At 50.3% G+C, this 18,972-nt stretch carries 17 protein-coding genes and 1 riboswitch; of the genes, 14 read left to right on the forward strand and 3 right to left on the reverse strand.

Features of this window, described 5'->3' with window-relative positions; translation table 11 throughout:
• Nucleotides 1-133: 133 nt before the first annotated feature.
• Together feoB and ACXAGX_RS11085 are read right to left on the reverse strand one after the other, a co-directional pair.
• A complete protein-coding gene (gene feoB / locus ACXAGX_RS11080; protein WP_474838340.1) occupies nt 134-1,948 on the reverse strand; it encodes a ferrous iron transporter B in 1,815 nt (604 codons plus the stop codon).
• Between the two features lie 42 nt (nt 1,949-1,990).
• A complete protein-coding gene (locus ACXAGX_RS11085; RefSeq protein ID WP_474823720.1) occupies nt 1,991-2,224 on the reverse strand; it encodes a FeoA family protein in 234 nt (77 codons plus the stop codon).
• Nucleotides 2,225-2,426: 202 nt separating this feature from the next.
• Nucleotides 2,427-2,539: riboswitch (TPP riboswitch) on the forward strand.
• Nucleotides 2,540-2,662: 123 nt separating this feature from the next.
• Between ACXAGX_RS11085 and thiC the strand changes: the two genes are divergently transcribed.
• Genes thiC through thiH form a run of 6 tightly spaced genes read left to right on the forward strand, consistent with a single transcriptional unit; the run spans nt 2,663 to nt 8,857 of the window.
• Nucleotides 2,663-4,561, forward strand: coding sequence for a phosphomethylpyrimidine synthase ThiC (gene thiC, locus ACXAGX_RS11090; protein WP_474838342.1), 1,899 nt, complete (start codon nt 2,663-2,665; stop codon nt 4,559-4,561).
• 2 nt (nt 4,562-4,563) lie between these two features.
• A complete protein-coding gene (gene thiE, locus ACXAGX_RS11095) occupies nt 4,564-6,021 on the forward strand; it encodes a thiamine phosphate synthase (protein ID WP_474838344.1) in 1,458 nt (485 codons plus the stop codon).
• Nucleotides 6,014-6,787: a HesA/MoeB/ThiF family protein gene (locus ACXAGX_RS11100; protein WP_474838346.1), complete on the forward strand. Its 774-nt coding sequence runs from the start codon at nt 6,014-6,016 to the stop codon at nt 6,785-6,787. Before thiE ends, ACXAGX_RS11100 begins: the two co-directional genes overlap by 8 nt.
• Complete coding sequence (gene thiS, locus ACXAGX_RS11105; protein WP_070125901.1) at nt 6,771-6,971, forward strand: sulfur carrier protein ThiS; 201 nt, start codon at nt 6,771-6,773, stop codon at nt 6,969-6,971. Before ACXAGX_RS11100 ends, thiS begins: the two co-directional genes overlap by 17 nt.
• 3 nt (nt 6,972-6,974) lie before the next feature.
• Complete coding sequence (locus tag ACXAGX_RS11110) at nt 6,975-7,745, forward strand: thiazole synthase (RefSeq protein ID WP_474823729.1); 771 nt, start codon at nt 6,975-6,977, stop codon at nt 7,743-7,745.
• Nucleotides 7,742-8,857, forward strand: a complete 1,116-nt coding sequence (gene thiH, locus ACXAGX_RS11115; RefSeq protein ID WP_474838348.1) for a 2-iminoacetate synthase ThiH — start codon at nt 7,742-7,744, stop codon at nt 8,855-8,857. The genes ACXAGX_RS11110 and thiH overlap by 4 nt, the downstream gene beginning before the upstream one ends.
• 59 nt (nt 8,858-8,916) lie before the next feature.
• On the opposite strand, the gene ACXAGX_RS11120 is transcribed toward thiH, so the two are convergent.
• Nucleotides 8,917-10,161: a DUF4861 family protein gene (locus tag ACXAGX_RS11120; RefSeq protein WP_474838350.1), complete on the reverse strand. Its 1,245-nt coding sequence runs from the start codon at nt 10,159-10,161 to the stop codon at nt 8,917-8,919.
• A 197-nt stretch (nt 10,162-10,358) separates the two neighbouring features.
• Between ACXAGX_RS11120 and kduD the strand changes: the two genes are divergently transcribed.
• The 8 genes from kduD (at nt 10,359) to uxaC (ending at nt 18,972) form a co-directional block, all read left to right on the forward strand.
• Complete coding sequence (gene kduD / locus ACXAGX_RS11125; RefSeq protein ID WP_474823735.1) at nt 10,359-11,120, forward strand: 2-dehydro-3-deoxy-D-gluconate 5-dehydrogenase KduD; 762 nt, start codon at nt 10,359-10,361, stop codon at nt 11,118-11,120.
• Nucleotides 11,121-11,139: 19 nt separating this feature from the next.
• The gene (kduI, locus tag ACXAGX_RS11130) at nt 11,140-11,985 is read left to right on the forward strand and encodes a 5-dehydro-4-deoxy-D-glucuronate isomerase (RefSeq protein WP_474838352.1); all 846 of its coding nucleotides are present in this window, start codon (nt 11,140-11,142) and stop codon (nt 11,983-11,985) included.
• A gap of 15 nt (nt 11,986-12,000) precedes the next feature.
• Nucleotides 12,001-12,987, forward strand: a complete 987-nt coding sequence (locus tag ACXAGX_RS11135; RefSeq protein ID WP_474838354.1) for a TRAP transporter substrate-binding protein — start codon at nt 12,001-12,003, stop codon at nt 12,985-12,987.
• A 3-nt stretch (nt 12,988-12,990) separates the two neighbouring features.
• The gene (locus ACXAGX_RS11140; protein WP_070125908.1) at nt 12,991-13,479 is read left to right on the forward strand and encodes a TRAP transporter small permease; all 489 of its coding nucleotides are present in this window, start codon (nt 12,991-12,993) and stop codon (nt 13,477-13,479) included.
• Nucleotides 13,479-14,774, forward strand: a complete 1,296-nt coding sequence (locus ACXAGX_RS11145) for a TRAP transporter large permease (protein ID WP_474823742.1) — start codon at nt 13,479-13,481, stop codon at nt 14,772-14,774. The genes ACXAGX_RS11140 and ACXAGX_RS11145 overlap by 1 nt, the downstream gene beginning before the upstream one ends.
• A 126-nt stretch (nt 14,775-14,900) precedes the next feature.
• The gene (locus ACXAGX_RS11150; RefSeq protein WP_474823744.1) at nt 14,901-15,923 is read left to right on the forward strand and encodes a LacI family DNA-binding transcriptional regulator; all 1,023 of its coding nucleotides are present in this window, start codon (nt 14,901-14,903) and stop codon (nt 15,921-15,923) included.
• A 131-nt stretch (nt 15,924-16,054) separates the two neighbouring features.
• Entirely contained in the window at nt 16,055-17,542 is a 1,488-nt protein-coding gene (locus ACXAGX_RS11155) for a UxaA family hydrolase (protein ID WP_474823746.1), read from the forward strand.
• Between the two features lie 14 nt (nt 17,543-17,556).
• On the forward strand, nt 17,557-18,972 hold the full coding sequence (gene uxaC / locus ACXAGX_RS11160) for a glucuronate isomerase (RefSeq protein WP_474838356.1): 1,416 nt from the start codon (nt 17,557-17,559) through the stop codon (nt 18,970-18,972).

Consider the following 18,972-nt stretch of genomic DNA (forward strand, 5'->3'; position numbering starts at 1 on the left):
TTGATTTAAACTCTCTACAATAAAAATATGTAAATAAATCTGACACTTCCCACTATTTATTTACGAATATAAAAAATCCGACCCCATCACTGAAATCGGATAATTAATAAAAAAGTGCTAGTTCAATGAATTACTAGAAGAAAAAGTTAACACCTACGGCAATTAAATAAGCCAGCACGCCGTAACCCACATATAAACCCCACGCGAGTTTATTGCTGCCGGTTTCACCTTTCAACATAGCGACGGTTGCTACACATTGCAGTGCGACTACATAAAACAAGACTAGGCCCAGTCCAGCGCCGGTTGTCAAGCCGTCAGCCTGGATACGCTCAGCCAAACCACCGACATTGTCTTCAGCGCCATCCATACCGAATAGCGTACCGAGTGCACCTACGAAGACTTCACGGGCAAGAAATGACATCAGAATGGCTACACCGTAGCGCCAGTCTAGCCCCATGGGCGCAAACACCGGCTCGATAAAGTGGCCAATCTGCCCCAGCCAACTGTCTTGCAAACTCGAATCCATTGGAAAATAACCTAGGATCCAAATCCCCACTGATACCATGAAGATAATTGGTGCAGCACGGCGGACAAATTGCAAACCACTGTCGATGACGCGAAATGTCAGCGGCTTCCAGTGCGGTAAGCGATAGGTTGGCAGTTCGAGAATAAACGGCATATCCGATTCTTCAAGATCCCGGGGCAGGAAGCGATTAAGAAACTGGCTCACGATCAACGCGACCACGATACCGAAGAAATAAAGGCCGAAAAACGCTGCGCCCTGCATTCCAAAAATGCCCAGGAAAGTGCCGTCTTCAGGCACCAGTACCGCCACCAGTAGTGCATATACCGGCAAACGGGCCGAACATGACATTAGCGGGATGGTAAGCATAGTGATCATGCGTTTATGCGGTGATTCAATAGTACGGGCTGCCATAATGGCAGGAATGGCACAGGCGTGTCCGGAAAGATAAGGAATAAAGCTACGGCCAGATAAGCCAACCGCGCTGAGTGGACGGTGACACATTAACGCCGCACGGGCCAGATAACCGCTGTCTTCCAGCAGGCCGATAATCAAAGTAAGTACCATAATTTGTGGCACGAATACCAAAAACGAACCTAGCCCGCCAAAAATCGCATCGTTAAAGAAATCAGTGACAATGCCCTCGGGGGTGACTGCACTTACGCCCTCAGCGACACTACCAATGAGCGATTCCATCCCGTCCATCAAAGGTGCTGCCAGCGTGAAGATACTTTGGAACAATACAAACATCACAGCCAGGAACACCACTGAACCTGTCCAGCTATTCAGCAAAAAGCGGTCGACACTGTTTTGGTTACGTAATACAACGTCCAGTTTCAGGCCGTATTTTCCGGCTAACTCCTGACTTCTGTGAACTGCAGATTCACCTTTGCCAATAGAATTAAACGGCTTGTGCTCTTCCGGCTCGGCAGCAATTTCCAGCATGCTGGTTTTAAATTCGTGCAGGCCATCAAGGGTACGGGCAGACAGCGCCATCACCGGACTACCGAGCTCTTTGCTTAACGCTTTTGTGTCGACATCTTCGCCAATCCGGCGTACTTCGTCGATAAAATTGAGGGCAAATACTACAGACTTGTTGTTTTCACGCGCCAACTGCTGAACCTGCAGTCCAAGCACCAAACTGCGCTCTAGACGGGTAGCATCAAGCACGCACACCACCAGCGAGGTGTCATCCCGCTCAATGGACTGAGTGATTTCCCTGATCGCAATTTCTTCATCGCGGCTGAGGCCGCGCATAGTGTAGGTACCGGGAAGGTCAACCACTTCAAAACCTGCACACTGACCCCGTTTTACTTCTACCGTAACACCAGGATAATTAGCAACTTTCTGTCGCAGGCCGGTTAATTGATTGAATAAAAGACTCTTGCCGGAATTTGGCTTTCCGACCATAAGAATGCGTTGCATGGAATACGTACCCTGTTACTTGTGACAGCGGAAAAACGAGCGTTAGTTACGTGCTTCGATTTCAATTTGAGCGGCGAGATTTTCTTCGATTGCAAACACGCTGCCACCCAATTGCATGACAATAGGGCCTCCCAATGGGCCTTTTCTGACGCACTGTATGTCTCTGCCAACTTGAATGCCCATCTCAGAAAGTCGCTCTTTTACGTTCTCAGCCAATTCAGATTTCACTGAGATAATGAGCGCCTGCTGTTTGGTATTAAGTTCCCACAATGTCATAGGATGTCTCTGTAGTTATTAGTGATTACCTGTTTAAAAACAAGTTCACAAAATCCAACAAATCGGATTTTAAAAATTTCAGGAAGGGTACAAGAAAGTGGATAAATGAACCAGAGACATTACTCATCATATCGTCGAAGTTCACATCTCTAACGTTGAGACAAAGCTTGTGTTCTTTTTCAATCCGTGATTATAGTAAAAATAGAACTTGTCGGAGTGCTTCGTTTTCTGATGAAAACAAGCTGAGACCGCATTGCGGGATCCGTTGAACCTGATCAGGCTAATACCTGCGAAGGGAACAAGCATGCAAAATCACGTAGTTTGTCTACAGATTCGTCTGTTGGCAAAACCAAGCCCGGCGTTCGTCTGGTTTTATGATTTTGTGCTTTGTGACTTCACTCCTGACAAGCATTTAATACCGACCAAGGAACAAATGCTATGTCAACACGACGCTTAAACCGCCAACAGGCACAATCGTTTATCCACTCACTTCAGGGTGAGAATTTTCCTAACTCCTATCGTCACTATCTCACCGATGAAGCGCACACTATGCGTGTTCCGGTGCGAATGATTGCGCAATCGCCTACACGCATCGACGCCGATTCAGAAGAGCTTAATCCCCCCATTCCCGTATATGACGCGTCAGGTCCCTTCGGTGACCCGGAATGCGAAGTGGATGTAACAGCAGGTATTGCGGATACTCGCGGCCCCTGGATTACCGAGCGTAATGATACTGGCGTTGTCGACAAGTCTGAATCCGATTACACCCAGGCTAGAGACAAAGACATCACGACAGAGTCTATTCGCTTTAAAGCGCGCCCGGTTATTCGCAAAGCACTGCCTGAGAAAATCGTGACGCAATTACACTATGCCCGCCGCGGCATTGTCACGCCGGAGATGGAATTTATTGCCATCCGGGAAAACATGGCTCGCTCTACCATTCATGACGACCAGCTCTTGCGCCAACATAAAGGCGAGCCGTTTGGCGCTACCATTCCGACTCAAATCACCGGCGAATTTGTGCGCCAGGAAGTGGCGGCAGGTCGCGCCATCATTCCTGCCAATATTAATCACCCTGAAGCGGAGCCGATGATCATTGGGCGTAATTTCCTGGTGAAGGTGAACGCCAATATTGGTAATTCTGCGGTGACATCGTCTATTGAAGAAGAAGTCGAAAAGCTGGTGTGGGCCACCCGTTGGGGCGCAGATACGGTAATGGACTTATCAACAGGACGAAATATTCATGAAACCCGTGAATGGCTATTGCGCAACAGCCCAGTACCGATAGGCACGGTGCCCATTTATCAGGCACTGGAGAAGGTCAATGGCGTTGCGGAACAGCTTAACTGGGAAGTCTTTCGCGATACGTTGATTGAACAGGCTGAGCAAGGCGTAGATTACTTCACTATTCATGCTGGCGTTCTGTTGGCGTTTGTACCCATGACCGCTGAACGGGTGACCGGCATTGTTTCCCGTGGCGGTGCCATTATGGCCAAATGGTGTCTTTATCATCACCAGGAAAGTTTCCTGTATGCGCATTTCCGCGAGATTTGTGAGATCTGCGCGGCCTATGACGTGAGCTTGTCGCTAGGTGATGGCCTGCGCCCCGGTTCGGTTGCCGATGCCAATGACGAAGCCCAGTTTGCTGAGCTGCGTACCTTGGGAGAATTAACCAAAATCGCCTGGGAATATGATGTGCAGGTGATGATTGAAGGCCCTGGCCACGTGCCGATGCACATGATCAAAGAAAATATGGATGAGCAACTTAATCACTGCCACGGCGCGCCATTCTACACTCTTGGGCCACTTACTACCGATATTGCACCGGGTTACGACCACTTTACCTCGGGCATTGGTGCTGCGCTAATCGGCTGGTTTGGTTGTGCCATGCTGTGCTATGTCACCCCGAAAGAACATCTCGGGTTACCTGACAAAGAAGATGTAAAGCAAGGCTTAATTACCTACAAAATTGCGGCCCATGCAGCCGATTTGGCAAAAGGTCATCCCGGCGCGCAAATCCGCGACAATGCAATGTCGAAAGCCCGCTTCGAATTCCGCTGGGAAGATCAGTTTAATCTGGCGTTAGACCCGTTCACCGCAAGAAGCTATCACGATGAAACGCTGCCACAGGCATCGGGCAAGGTCGCCCATTTTTGCTCTATGTGCGGCCCCAAATTCTGCTCGATGAAGATTTCTCAGGAAGTGCGCGATCACGCCCAGTCACAGCAGGAAAAACTGTCTTCAGAAGAGAAAAAGCATGGTATGGCCGCCATGGCAAAACAGTTTTCTTCCACCGGCGGCGAACTCTATGTAAACGCAAGCACTCTGGAGCGCTAAATATGAACCCTGTAGTGCTTACTATTGGCGGCACCGATAGCAGTGGTGGCGCCGGACTACATCAGGATATGCGCAGCGTGCAATGTTTCAACGTGGTTCACCGCAGTGTGGTGTCTCTTGTTTCTGCGCAAACCCAAAACAAGCTACTGCATTGCGAAGCGGTATCTGACGATATGTTCCTCGCGCAACTTGATGCGGCATTCTGCCCCGAACCACCCGATACGATTAAATTGGGTGCACTGGCGAACGATGCGCAGGTCTATCAGCTAGTCACTTTACTAAACCAACACCCCGATATTCCTGTGGTGTGGGACCCGGTGCTGACAACCTCCACAGGCGGGAGTCTGAGCCAACTCTCATTCGACGGGATTGCCACCTTGATAAGTCGCGTGACAGTACTCACACCTAACCTGCCTGAACTGGAATACCTTACCGGATTTGCGCTGCGAACCAACAGTAATGAGCTTGAAGCTGCCCATCAATTACTGACCTTGGGCTGCAACCATGTTCTGGTAACCGGAGGCCATCGCAGCCAGCCTTCGCCCTTATGCGATACACTTTACAACTCGGAAAACACCTGGCAGTTTCTTCCTCACAGCAAAGCCGCCCGTACCTTGCGCGGTTCAGGCTGCTTACTTGCGTCCGCTATCGCCAGTGCGTTGGCGTTACACTATGATGCAGAAGATGCCATTTGCTACGCCGAAGCTGTGGTAGCCAGCGGTTTCAGCGTCGCGACGCCGGCGAACGATGAAATTAGCCACTTAATGAAAAGCCCTCCGCCTCCTCAGTCACTGCATTTTCCGCAAGTGATTAAAGGTCTGGGGCACAAACCCTTTGCACTAAAATTTCCGCCACTGCGCGTGGCAAACCCTGGGCTCTATCCTGTGGTAGACAGCGTGGAATGGTTGAGACAACTACTGCCTTTGGGCTTTGATATTATTCAATTACGCATTAAACGCGTGTCTGATAGCCTAAGTGAACAAATTCGCGAGGCCGTTCAACTGGCGGAAACCTTTAGTACCCAGCTTTTTATTAATGATCATTGGCAACTTGCCATTAAGCACAATGCCTATGGCGTACATTTAGGGCAGGACGATCTCGAAGCGGCAGACTTAGCCGCTATCTCTCAGGCAGGATTGCGACTTGGTATCACCACGCATGGCTATGCAGAGCTATGTCGGGTGTTACCGTTAAAACCCTCTTACATTGCACTTGGACACATCTTTCCAACCCGAACCAAAGCTATGCCTTCACAACCCCAAGGCACACAACGCCTGGCTGACTATCAAAGACTTTGTGGAGAAATTCCAACCGTGGCCATTGGTGGCATTGCGCTGCACAATATCGACAGTGTTGTTGCTACCGGCGTTTCTTCCGTTGCCGTGGTTACCGCCATCACCGAGAGTGCTGACGTACCCCGGGCGGTAGAAGCACTGAAAGGGAGAATTGCACATGCTTAACGCATCGGAATACTCCCGATACAGTCGTCATTTGTTGCTTGATGACTTCGATGAACACGCTCAGCGTCGTTTGAGCAACGCCAAAGTTACCCTGTTTGGTGTGGGCGGACTGGGATGCCAGGTAGCATCGGCACTGTCGGCTGCCGGTGTGGGGGAGATGGCACTGATAGATGACGATACCATCGAGCTGAGCAACCTGCCCCGGCAGTGGTTATTTACGGAAAAAGACATCGGGCAGAAAAAGGCAGAAGTTGCCCGCACCCGCCTGTTGGCAATGCAATCTGCCTGCACTTTACATTGCATCACCAACTTCAACGATGTCGCCACCCGCGATGCGCACCTGACAACATCGCAATTGATCATCGACTGCACCGACTCGTTTACCAGCCGATTAGCAATCAATGCGCTCGCCGTCACCCACAGCGTACCGTTGATAAGCGCAGCAGCGAGTGGCTTTATCGCCACTGCAACCGCTTTTAACCCTAGGATTACAGGCCCTTGCTATGCATGCCCAGAATATAACAGTGAGCAGTCACTTACATGCTTCGAGCAGGGCATATTCAGTCCGGTAGTGGCCATTGCCGGTCAACTTCAGGCCATGATGGCATTGTCTTACCTAAGCGGTATTCGCGTCCCCGAATGGGGTTCGCTTCATCACTTTAATGGTCAGAACTTGCTAATGCGGCAGTTCAACATTCAGAAGAATCCGGATTGCCCAACGTGTTCCAAAATCCACAGGAGTGAAGACCATGCGCATTCACTGTAACGATGAACAGCTTGAGGTACCAGAGGATTGCTCACTGGTCAGTATCATCCAACGATTCAACGAGCAGGAAGGCGCGTTGGCTGTGGCCGTGAACCAAACGATTATTCCCACATCTCGCTGGCAGCTGCAAACATTAGAGGAAGGTGATGTGGTTGATATATTTACATTAGTTGCTGGGGGTTAAAGCATGCTTAACATTGCAGAACAGTCATTCTCATCACGATTACTTACTGGTACCGGTAAATTTGGTCACCCGGATATTCTCAAAGCGGCGCTAGTTGCTAGCCGAACCTGTATGGTTACTCTGGCCTTGAAAAGATTGAACCAACATCACCAGCAAGACAGCACATTGCAGGTGTTAAGAACGCTTCCCGTTACCCTGCTGCCAAATACTTCTGGCGCCGCTACAGCAGACGAAGCCGTTTATGCCGCGAAACTCGCTAGAGAGCTGCTTGGCACACCTTGGGTAAAACTGGAAATTCACCCCGACCAGCGCTTTTTGCTTCCCGACCCGGTAGAAACGCTGCGTGCCGCAGAACAGCTGTGTGAAGCCGGCTTTCACGTGCTGCCGTATTGTCATGCCGATCCGGTACTGTGCAAACGCCTTGAAGAAGTGGGCTGCGCCGCCGTGATGCCGCTGGGAGCACCTATTGGCACCAATCAGGGTTTGCAAACACGGGATTTCCTGCAAATCATCATTGAACAATCAAACGTGCCGGTTATTGTTGACGCCGGTATTGGCCGTCCCAGTCAGGCTTGCGAGGCGATGGAAATGGGCGCAGATGCGGTGTTGGTAAACACGGCAATCGCAACATCCAACGATCCTGTCGCTACTGCATCGGCTTTCGCTAAAGCCGTAGAGGCAGGCAGAGAGAGTTTTCTGGCCGGCGCCCCTTTAGCGCAACGAAACGCATCGGCAACGAGTCCGTTCACCCAGTTTTTGGAGACCTTGTCATGAGGTCGGCAGATGCACTAAGGCAATATGAATGGGATGATGTTTCGCTAACACTCTATGCTAAGACGCAATGCGATGTGCACTCTGCTCTGCGCCACCCGGCTCCTGGATGGCAAGAGTTTCTAGCACTCATTTCACCTGCAGCCGAAGCCAGCTTACCGAGCATGGCAGAAAAAGCCAATGCACTCACTCGCCAGCGGTTTGGTAATACCGTGTCGATGTTTGTGCCCCTTTACCTTTCTAATTTGTGCGCAAATGAATGTACTTACTGTGGTTTCACCATGAGTAATAAAATTCGCCGGGTGAAGCTAAGTCCAAAGCAGATTAATGACGAGGTCCGGGCCATAAAAACTATGGGGTTCGACTCGTTGCTACTGGTTACCGGCGAACATGAAACCAAAGCGGGGATGGCCTATTTCAATGAAGTAATCCCGCTAATCAGGCCACATTTTTCTCATCTTGCTATGGAAGTACAACCCCTCAGTACCGATGATTATCGCAAGCTGGTGAAGCTTGGCGTAGACAGTGTACTGGTATATCAGGAAACCTATCATCGAGCCCATTACGGGCAGTACCATTTGCGTGGTCAGAAGCAGGATTTTGATTGGCGGCTAGAAACGCCCGACCGCCTCGGCGAAGCCGGAATGAATAAAATAGGACTGGGCGCACTACTCGGCTTATCTGACTGGCGAACGGACAGTGCATTGACGGCAATGCACCTTCATCTGTTGCAAAAAGCGTTCTGGAAAACCCGGTTTTCAATCGCTTTTCCCCGCATTAAACCCTGCGCCGGTGATCAGTTTTCGCCCGTAAGCGACATCACCGATAAGCAACTTGTTCAACTTATCTGCGCTTACCGGATTTGCTTTCCTGAAGTGGAATTAAGTTTATCAACCAGAGAGAGTGCAACGTTTCGCGATAGTGTGGTGCCGCTGGCAATTAACCAGCTATCTGCCGCATCGCAAACCCAACCCGGAGGCTACAGCGAAAAAAGTGATGCGCTAGAGCAATTTTCTACTGAGGACACGCGCTCGGCTAACGATGTAGCTGCCAACCTTTTAGCTCAGGGCATTGAGCCAGTCTGGACCGACTGGCTGCAACAATTCGGAAGATAAAATAAAGCGGGTGCGAAGTGTCGCACCCGTTTTATTGAAAAGTACGTACGGTAACGAAATTAGCCGGCTGTCACTGGACTTGCCAACGCTTTCAGCTTCGTTTTCAGTAACGCAACGAACCCAGCTTCATCTTTCGGGCTGTCAGGATGCGAAGGCCATACTGCCATGAATTGGTAAGACAATTCGGTAGCAGGTTTAAACTCGATAAGATAATCGTGCTCAGCTTCAAACTTGCGGCTAATGTCATCAACTTTGTAAAACAGCGCCATGCCCAATTCGTCGTCCTCGCCTAGCAGGCTTTGTTTACCGTAAGTGGCAATCACGCCGTAGCCGTTCATTTCAAGCTCTACATAGTTAACGCCAGCGTGCTTCACGACTCCCGTCACCAGGTTATCTACTGGCTCAGATAAGTTCACCGTCAATAACGTTGAGGGATCGCCCGCGTTAATCGCGTAATGTGCCGTGGCATCAACAGTTTTACCCGCGACTTTCCAACCATCGTAATTTACGGTGAAACCGGCAGACAGCTTGTCATCGTTATCCAGTTTCCACGACATTTCAGCCACGTTTTGCATGTGCATAACGTTGTCGCCGTCCATACGACCGAACGAACCTAACCCAAGCGCTTTACCCACTTTCAGAACGTCAGCGCCCCACTCGCTCAGCTCATGGTAATTGTCGTAACCGTCCTGACCCACCTGGTGTAATACGGGTTCATTACCGGTTTTCACAAAGATATCGGTACCGTTGCGCCAATCCAGATACAAACGGTAGCCAACTAGGTCATTCTCCCAGCCCGGTCCTTCGTAACGTAAATAGTACGAATGGTCGGTGAGCTGCTGCGGCGCAGTAAAAGACTCCACATTCTCGAAACTAAATCCTTCCGCTTCATATTTACTGCCGTTCCATTCACCACCGTTACGTACAGATAGTTCTGCATAAGCGACATCCGGTGCCTCGGGTGCATTGTCCACCAGTGCAATAGGGGCTTTCTGACCGGGTTCCAGTGTGACTAAAACGTTAAGAACATCCTCCCCCTGTGCATTTTTTACCCACTCAGAAGGAAAATCAGCGACTTTTTTTGTCACCGCGTCGGCGTCAGAAAAATCGCTAGCCGGAAAAGAAAGCAACTGTGGCAATGCAGCACCCCCTTGTGGATTCGATACCGATAAAGATGCAACCTCAGATTGCTCAGAAGTCTTTACTTGCGGGCTCTGTGAAGCAGTTTCCGCACTTTTATCCGGGCTGCAGGCGGCAGCAGAAAAGGCCAGTAGAATACTCAGCGATAGTGTCTTTTTGTTCATCTTGCGCTCCGTGTAGGGGTCAGTAAGTCAGCAAATACTTTGCACTAATATATTGACAATTGCCACCGGTGGCAATTATTTTAAATATTGTTAACATTGTAAATCCGGTGTGCTAATAATGGTTTGAGCGGACATAAGTGCTCGTCAGCCGTTTACAACACCGGCCAAATTCGACGCTTAATTAGAAAGGAAAAGTCATGCCCAACTTCAGTCTGAAGGGAAAACGCGCACTGGTTACCGGCGCAAGCCGAGGAATTGGTCAAGCGATGGCGGTCGCTCTGGCAGAAGCCGGTGCAGATGTGATCTGCGCCAGTTCCCGTGAAGGTGGTTGTGAAAAAACCATCAACATCATCAAAACGAAAACTGACGTTATGGTAGCCGAACTCCACGCGGATTTATCCGATCTCGCTGCGGTAGAGAAACTGGCAGACGATGCACTGAGCGTGTGGCGGGGTATCGACATTCTGGTGAACAACGGTGGCACGATTTTCCGCAGCCCAGCGGTAGACTTTCCATTGGAGCAATGGCAGCACGTTTTGCGGGTAAACACCGATTCAGCATTCCTGCTCAGTCAGAAAATCGGCAAACAAATGATTGAGCAAGGTAGCGGAAAAATTATCAACACCGCATCGATGCTCAGCTATAGCGGCGGCATCACCGTTCCTGCCTACACCGCCAGCAAACACGCTATCGCCGGACTCACCAAAGCACTAGCGAACGAATGGGGTAAATCCAACATTCAGGTGAATGCCATTGCACCTGGCTACATTCGTACCGACAACACCCAGGCCCTGCAAGACGACGAAGGTCGCAGCAAAGAAATTATTGCCCGTATCCCGGCAGGCCGCTGGGGAGAAACCGAAGACCTTAAAGGCGCACTGGTATTTCTTGCCAGCGAAGCCAGCAACTATGTGAACGGCCATGTACTTGCCGTTGATGGCGGCTTTTTAGCCCGATAACAGAAAAGAGACAGGCACCATGAGCACCGAACACGAAATTCGTTACGCTGTAGGACAGCGAGAAGTTAAAGGCTACGACACGCAAGAATTGCGTGATGCATTCCTGGCAGACAAGCTGATGCAGGAGGGCAAAATCTATTGGATATACAGCCACTATGAGCGCTTCATGGTGGGTAGCGCTGTACCCACCAATACGCCACTGAAGCTGGAAACCCTCGACGACCAGTTGAAAATGCACTTCTTCACCGCCCGCCGCGAAGTGGGTGTTATTAACGTAGGCGGCACCGGCACCATCACTGTGGGTGATACCGTTTACGAATTAGCGCGCGAAGAAGCCCTGTACATCGGTATGGGTAATGAGCATGTTGAATTTGCATCAAACGATGCCAGCCAACCTGCCAAGTTTTATCTGAATTCCGCACCTGCACACCACGCTTACCCATGTAAGAAAGTAGGTAAAGGCGACGCCAACGTGCTTGAACTGGGCAGCCCGGAAACCTGCAACGAACGCAAAATCAACCAGCTTTTGATCAATACCGTGGTTGATACCTGTCAATTACAAATGGGCCTTACCCGTTTGGCGCCAGGTAGCGTGTGGAACACCATGCCCGCCCACCAGCACGACCGTCGTAACGAAGTTTATTTCTACTTCGACATTGCTGAAGGTCAGGCGGTGAGTCACTTCATGGGCGAGCCCAAAGAAACCCGTCATATCTTCGTTGCCAACGAGCAAGCCGTTTTGTCTCCACCTTGGTCGATTCATTGTGGTTGTGGCACAGCAAACTACGCGTTCATTTGGGGCATGGCCGGTGAAAACCTGGACTATGACGATATGGATAAATTTCCGCCTAACGAGCTCAGATAAGAAGTCGAGGTGAGTATGTTGCGCCTTAAGGTTACACCGCTGTTCCTTGTTGCCACTCTGGTAACCCTGCTTTTCGGATGCGGTAGTAAACAAACTAGCGATGTGACCATTTTACGTTTAGGTCATACGCTGGACACCCAGCACTCGGTACACAAAGCCATGGTGTATTTTGGTGAACGCCTGAGTGAATATTCTGGCGGCACTATGCAGGTTGCGATTTATCCTGGCAGCCAACTTGGTACCGAACGTGAAATGATCGAGCTGCTGCAAATCGGTTCGTTAGACATGACGAAAGTGTCTGCCAGCCCACTGGAAGGCTTTGCGCCTGAAATGCAGATTTTCAGCTTGCCCTATGTGTTCCGCGACAGCGACCACTTCTGGAAAGTACTGAACAGCGACGTAGGTAAAGGCCTGCTTACCGGTGTCGAAGCGTTTAAATTGAAAGGGCTAGGTTACTACGACGCAGGAAGTCGTAGCTTTTATACGACCGATCGCCCTATTCACTCACCTGCCGATCTTCAAGGCCTGAAAATTCGCGTGCTTAACAGCCCTACAGCCGTAAAAACAGTGCGCGCGTTGGGTGGGGCTGCCACGCCAGTCTCTTGGGGCGAGCTATACACCGCACTGCAGCAAGGTGTAGTTGATGGCGCAGAAAATAATCCGCCAAGTTATTACCTGTCCCGTCATTACGAAATTGCGCGCTACTACTCGCTAGACGAACACACCTCGGTACCTGACGTGATGCTGATGTCGCTTCGTACATTTAACAATTTCACCGCCCAGCAGCAGCAATGGGTGCAACAAGCCATGGCAGATTCGGTGGTATACCAACGCAAGCTGTGGCAGGAATCTACGCTGGAATCACTGGAGAAAGTGAAGGCCGATGGCGTTGAAGTGATTTATCCAGATAAACAACCTTTCGTCGACGCCGTAAAGCCGTTCCATGACAGCTTTAAAGGTACCGATGTGGGTAACTTGCTTGAACAAATTAAGGCGATGTAATTCATGCGACAGTTAGTGAAGTTAATCGACAAAACGCTGGCCGCAGCGCTCATTCTGGCCATGGCCGCCATTCTGCTAGTTGTGGTATGGCAGGTAATTTCTCGCTACCTACTGCAAGATCCGGCCTCTGTTACCGAAGAATTATCCCGGTTTCTGCTTATCTGGATCGGTATTCTGGGTTCCGCTTATGCCTATCGCCAAAAAGTACATTTAGGCTTCAACCTCATCGTCAACAAACAGTCTGAGACCGTGCGCCGCTTAATCATGACATTTGTTGAACTGCTCGTGGTCGCATTCTGCGTAATGGTATTGATCATTGGCGGTAACGCGCTAGTGAGCTTGACCCTAGAGCTGGACCAAATCTCTGCCGCTCTTGGCGTACGTATGGGCTGGATATACACCGTGCTGCCTATTTCAGGCGCCATTATGGTGTTCTACGCCCTCATCAATATTTATAACCTCTGGATAGACGCATCGCAGGAGCCGCTGTAATGGAATTAACTGCAATCATTCTTATCGTCGGTTTTTTCTTCTTTCTGCTGATTAACGTGCCGGTATCCATGAGTATCGGTCTGGCCACTCTGGTTGCCATGCTGTTCAGCATCGAGTTTGAACCAGCGGTGACTACCATCGCACAGCGTATGGCGGGTGGTCTCGACAGTTTCGCCCTGCTGGCCATTCCATTCTTTGTCTTATCCGGTCTGATCATGGGTCAGGGTGGAATTGCCAAGCGACTCATCGAATGCGCCATGGCGCTTATCGGTGCCCTGCCCGGTGGTCTGGCATTGGTTAACGTGGTGTCGTGTATGCTGTTCGGCGCTATTTCCGGCTCAGCCGTGGCGGCATGCTCGGCTATTGGTAGTTTTATGCTGCCAGAAATGAAAAAGAAGGGCTATGACCCTAATTTCTCTGCCGCTGTGACTGCCGCTGCTGCTACCACAGGCATGCTCATTCCGCCCAGTAATATTTTAATTGTCTATGCCATTGCCAGCGGCGGTGTTTCTATCGCCGCCCTGTTCATGGCGGGTTACGTGCCCGGTATTATGGTAGGACTCGCATTGATGTTGGTGTGCTACATCTGGGCAAAAATAAAAGGCTACCCACTGTCAGATCGTCTGCCGCTCAAAATTGTCGTCGAGAAACTCTTCGCCGCCGTGCCAAGCTTGTTCCTGATTGTATTGGTTATCGGGGGTATTGTAGGTGGGGTGTTCACCGCAACTGAAGCCGGCGCTATTGCAGTGGTCTATTCATTGTTACTTTCCGTAGGGATCTACAAGGAAGTAAAAGTAAAAGAACTGCCAAATATTCTGCTTAAATCTGCAGAAACCACTGCCATCGTCATGCTGCTTATTGCCGCTTCTACCGCTATGTCGTGGTTACTGTCTTTCGAGAATATTCCGCAAACGCTAAGCCAGGCGTTATTGGAACTTAGCGACAATCCAATTGTTATTCTGCTACTGATCAACTTATTGTTGATTGTTGTGGGTGCGTTCCTCGACATGACACCAGCAGTACTTATTTTTACGCCGATATTCCTGCCAGTGGCCATGCAATTGGGTATGTCACCGCTGCAGTTTGGCATTATGATCGTACTTAACTTATCTATCGGTTTATGTTCACCACCGGTAGGCGCGGTACTGTTCATTACTTGTGCAATCGCAAAGACCAAGTTGGAAAACATTATCAAGCCACTGTTACCACTTTACGCTGCCATGTTTGTGGTATTAATGCTGGTAACCTACGTTGCCTGGTTCTCCGAGGCTCTGCCTGCAGCCCTTGGTTTTTAAGGAAATTCGAAGCCCTGCCACTGGTAGGGCTTGCTGTTTTAAGACTATAAACAACAACTAATAAAGGCTAGAATGCAGTCGAACGAAAAACGAGTTAGCCTGAACTAAAAATAATAAGTGAAAAGCATGGATAAACGTCCGACTATCAATGATGTCGCCCGCCTTTCAGGGGTATCAAAACGAACCGTTTCGCGGGTAATAAATGGCGCCACGAATGTGGGTGCAAATACGCGTGAAAAAATTCAGAAAGTCATTGATGAGATAGGCTTTTCTCCAGACAAACAGGCTCGCGGGCTCGCCGCAAGTCGCTCATATCTTCTGGGTTTGATTTATGACAACCCCGATGCCCTGTTCATCGACCAGGTTCAGCGCGGTGTGCTGAGTGTCTGCTCTGAAAAGGGTTATGAACTGGTTGTTCACCCCTGCAATTACAATTCGTCTACGTTTGTGGAGAACTGCGTAAAGTTCGTCAAGCGCTCGAATATCGACGGCGTCGCCATTTTACCTCCTGTTTCAGAATCGAAAGAACTGGCTGCCGCATTACGTGAAAACAATATCAATTATGTCCGCATGGCTTCCGTTGATTTAGACGACCACGCCAACATCGTGGTTTCTGATGATCGTGCCGCTATCAGCGATCTCGCCCGTTATCTGGTGTCTCTCGGCCATCGCGATATTGCCATCATTAGTGGTCCGCAGGCCTATTACTCTTCATTAGAACGTTTAGAAGGTTTCCGCGACACGCTAAAAGAGTTAGGCATCGAACTGCAGCCCAATCGGATTATCGAAGGTAAAAATACCTACGAGAGTGGCATCGAATGTGCCCGCAACTTGTTGATCCAGACGTCTCGCCCTGCAGTCATATTTGCGAATAACGATGAAATGGCAGCGGGTGTGCTGAAAGTCGCCCATGAGATGGGCATTCGCATTCCCGAAGAGCTGTCTATCGCCGGATTCGATGACAACTTACTGGCCTCAAGAGTCATTCCTTCGCTTACAACGGTAAAGCGCCCGGTGACTGCCATGGCATCGCTGGCAGCGAAGAAAATTATCGCCATGATTGAGCATGTGCCCACCAATGAGATGGAAGACTATTTGGTGAAACCACACCTCATCATTCGCGAATCCACCCGAAAAGCAGAAAAGTAGCGGAATTTATCTGATGAAGATTGATTCCGCTACTTTTCTGACCTACAATGCCACCGGTGGCAGCAATGTTAAGAAAACGTTCCCAACCCGTTTCTCATTGCCGATGCCGTTCACATTGAGGAGTTTATAGTATGCAAGACCAAACCCAGCTGATTCAGGTTCACCCGCAAGACAACGTTGCTGTAGCGACAATGGATTTAGACGCGGGCACCCATAACGAAAATCTGGGACTGACTCTGACGGATGCGGTTCCGGCGGGTCATAAGGTTGCGCTAAAGGCTATGCATGCCGGTGACAATATCATGAAGTATGGCTTCCCCATTGGCCACCTTCTGCAAGATGTCGCTGCCGGCGCCCACATTCATAGCCACAATCTAAAAACAAACCTCAGTGGACAGGAAGCTTACACCTGGAAAACACCGGCAAAAAATGCCACCGGGAGCAAGCCATCAGATGCCACCTTTATGGGCTACCGCCGCGAGAATGGCAAAGTAGGTATTCGTAATGAGATTTGGATCATCAATACTGTCGGCTGTGTCAATCGCACCGCTGAACGTATTGCCTCTGAGTGTGAGCGCCGATTTACCAATGAATGCGATGGTTTCCGCGCATTCACGCATCCCTTCGGTTGTTCACAATTAGGCGATGATCTTACCGATACCCGTGCGATTCTTGCGGCGCTGGCTTCCCATCCTAATGCAGGCGCAGTATTGATTGTGGGCTTAGGCTGCGAAAACAACCAGCTCTCTGCCATGCTCGAGTTGGTTGATAAACCACAAGACCGTCTTCGCTATTTTAATTCCCAACAAGTGGGAGATGAAATTGAGGAAGGCATTAAATTGGTTTACGAAATGCTCAATACCGTGGGCAGAGATAAACGCGAACCTGTTCCAGCGTCAGAATTAGTACTAGGCGTGAAATGTGGTGGCAGCGATGCATTTAGCGGTATCACCGCAAACCCGCTGGTTGGCCGCATGACCGATATTCTCACCAATGTAGGCGGTACCGTACTGCAAACAGAAACACCGGAGATGTTCGGTGCCGAACAACTGCTCATGGATCGCGCCATCAGCGAACCGGTGTTCGAAGACATCGTGTCACTGGTAAACGAATTCAAGCAATACTTCCTCGACCACAACCAGCCGGTTTATGAAAATCCGTCACCGGGTAATAAAGCGGGCGGCTTAACCACCCTGGAAGAAAAATCCTTAGGTGCGGTGCAAAAAGGTGGTCAGGCAACGGTTTGTGGCGTACTTAAGTACGGCGAGCCGGTAAATCAAAAAGGTTTGTCATTGTTACAGGCGCCGGGTAACGACGCCGTTAGTAGTACCGCCCTGGCCGCCAGTGGCGCACACATTGTTTTATTCACTACCGGGCGCGGTACACCGCTCGGGTTCCCTGTACCCACACTAAAAATATCGTCAAATTCCAGAATAGCAGAACAAAAACCACACTGGATTGACTTCAACGCGGGACAAGTGCTGCAAGGCGTCAGTATCGACGACTGCGCTGCACAGCTGTACCAACTTTGTCTCAGTACGGCGTCAGGCCAGCTGACCTGTAATGAGAAAAATGGCAGTCACGAGATTGCCATTTGGAAACGAGGCGTAACCCTTTAATAAAAGAGAATGTTATGAAACCGATTTTACTACATGAAGACAGGCTGTTCCCCGTAGATGAAAAGACCCGGGGAATTGCCCGCGAGCTTTATCAGTCGGTCCGCGATTTGCCTATTATCAGCCCACATGGACACACTGACCCACGCTGGTTTGCCTACGATGAAAACTTCGGTAATGCCACCGAATTGTTTATTCTTCCCGACCATTACGTGTTTCGTATGCTGTATTCTCAGGGCATTACCCTTGAGCAGTTAGGCATTCGTCGCTGGGACGGCGGTGAATCAGAAGCTGACCCGCGCAAAATCTGGCAGTTGTTTGCTGATCACTACTATTTATTCCCTGGCACGCCGTCTCGTATGTGGCTCGACACCGTATTTAAAAACGTGTTCGGCCTGAGCGATATGCTGTGCTCCGATAATGCCATGGATTACTACGAGTTCATCACTGCCGAACTGGCGAAGCCGGAGTACAAACCCCGCGCGTTGATGGACCGTTTCAACATTGAACTCATCGCCACCACCGAAGGCGCACTGGATTCTCTGACTCACCACGGACACATTAAAGGTACCGGTTGGGACAAGCGCGTTATTACCACTTTCCGCCCTGACGATGTGGTCGATGCCTCCCGCGAAGACTTCGTGGCTAACGTAGCGAAACTCGGTGAAATCACCGGTGAAGACACCACCAGCTGGAACGGCTATCTGGCGGCATTGCGTCAGCGTCGTCAGTTCTTCCGCGAACATGGTGCAACGGCTACTGATCACGGTCACCCGACTGCCGCCACCGCAGATTTATCTGCCGCGGAATGCGAAAGCCTGTTCAGCAAAGTGCTGTCAGGCGACTCCTCTGCCGCCGAACAGGAACTGTTCCGCGCACAAATGCTCACCGAACTGGCGGGCATGAGTGTGGAAGACGGTATGGTAATGCAAATTCATCCGGGCTCTTTCCGCAACCACAACGAAAGCCTGTTTAAGAAATTCGGCCGCGATAAAGGTCACGATATCCCAATGCAGACCGACTACGTGAACGCGTTGAAACCGCTGCTGAACAAATACGGTAACGAGAAGAACCTCAATATTATTCTGTTTACGCTGGATGAAACCGTATACGCCCGCGAACTGGCGCCACTTGCTGGCCACTATCCGTGCCTGAAGCTGGGTCCGGCGTGGTGGTTCCACGACAGCCCGGAAGGCATGCTGCGCTTCCGCCATAACGTGACTGAAACCGCTGGTTTCTACAACACCGTTGGCTTTAACGACGACACCCGCGCGTTCCTGTCTATTCCGGCCCGTCACGATGTGGCACGCCGCATTGACTGCCGATTCCTCGCGCAACTGGTGGTTGAGCACCGCGTAGCCGACTGGGAAGCCGCCGAACTGGCACAGCAACTGTCTTACAATCTGGCGAAAAACGCCTACAACCTGGGGTAA

This window comes from Alteromonas sp. ABV4_515 (genome assembly GCF_056160345.1).

Bases quoted from the DNA above. Each gene is read 5' to 3' on its own strand.
- feoB (WP_474838340.1), bottom strand. From the start codon at position 1,948: ATGCAACGCATTCTTATGGTCGGAAAGCCAAATTCCGGCAAGAGTCTT.
- ACXAGX_RS11085 (WP_474823720.1), bottom strand. From the start codon at position 2,224: ATGACATTGTGGGAACTTAATACCAAACAGCAGGCGCTCATTATCTCA.
- thiC (WP_474838342.1), top strand. From the start codon at position 2,663: ATGTCAACACGACGCTTAAACCGCCAACAGGCACAATCGTTTATCCAC.
- thiE (WP_474838344.1), top strand. From the start codon at position 4,564: ATGAACCCTGTAGTGCTTACTATTGGCGGCACCGATAGCAGTGGTGGC.
- ACXAGX_RS11100 (WP_474838346.1), top strand. From the start codon at position 6,014: ATGCTTAACGCATCGGAATACTCCCGATACAGTCGTCATTTGTTGCTT.
- thiS (WP_070125901.1), top strand. From the start codon at position 6,771: ATGCGCATTCACTGTAACGATGAACAGCTTGAGGTACCAGAGGATTGC.
- ACXAGX_RS11110 (WP_474823729.1), top strand. From the start codon at position 6,975: ATGCTTAACATTGCAGAACAGTCATTCTCATCACGATTACTTACTGGT.
- thiH (WP_474838348.1), top strand. From the start codon at position 7,742: ATGAGGTCGGCAGATGCACTAAGGCAATATGAATGGGATGATGTTTCG.
- ACXAGX_RS11120 (WP_474838350.1), bottom strand. From the start codon at position 10,161: ATGAACAAAAAGACACTATCGCTGAGTATTCTACTGGCCTTTTCTGCT.
- kduD (WP_474823735.1), top strand. From the start codon at position 10,359: ATGCCCAACTTCAGTCTGAAGGGAAAACGCGCACTGGTTACCGGCGCA.
- kduI (WP_474838352.1), top strand. From the start codon at position 11,140: ATGAGCACCGAACACGAAATTCGTTACGCTGTAGGACAGCGAGAAGTT.
- ACXAGX_RS11135 (WP_474838354.1), top strand. From the start codon at position 12,001: ATGTTGCGCCTTAAGGTTACACCGCTGTTCCTTGTTGCCACTCTGGTA.
- ACXAGX_RS11140 (WP_070125908.1), top strand. From the start codon at position 12,991: ATGCGACAGTTAGTGAAGTTAATCGACAAAACGCTGGCCGCAGCGCTC.
- ACXAGX_RS11145 (WP_474823742.1), top strand. From the start codon at position 13,479: ATGGAATTAACTGCAATCATTCTTATCGTCGGTTTTTTCTTCTTTCTG.
- ACXAGX_RS11150 (WP_474823744.1), top strand. From the start codon at position 14,901: ATGGATAAACGTCCGACTATCAATGATGTCGCCCGCCTTTCAGGGGTA.
- ACXAGX_RS11155 (WP_474823746.1), top strand. From the start codon at position 16,055: ATGCAAGACCAAACCCAGCTGATTCAGGTTCACCCGCAAGACAACGTT.
- uxaC (WP_474838356.1), top strand. From the start codon at position 17,557: ATGAAACCGATTTTACTACATGAAGACAGGCTGTTCCCCGTAGATGAA.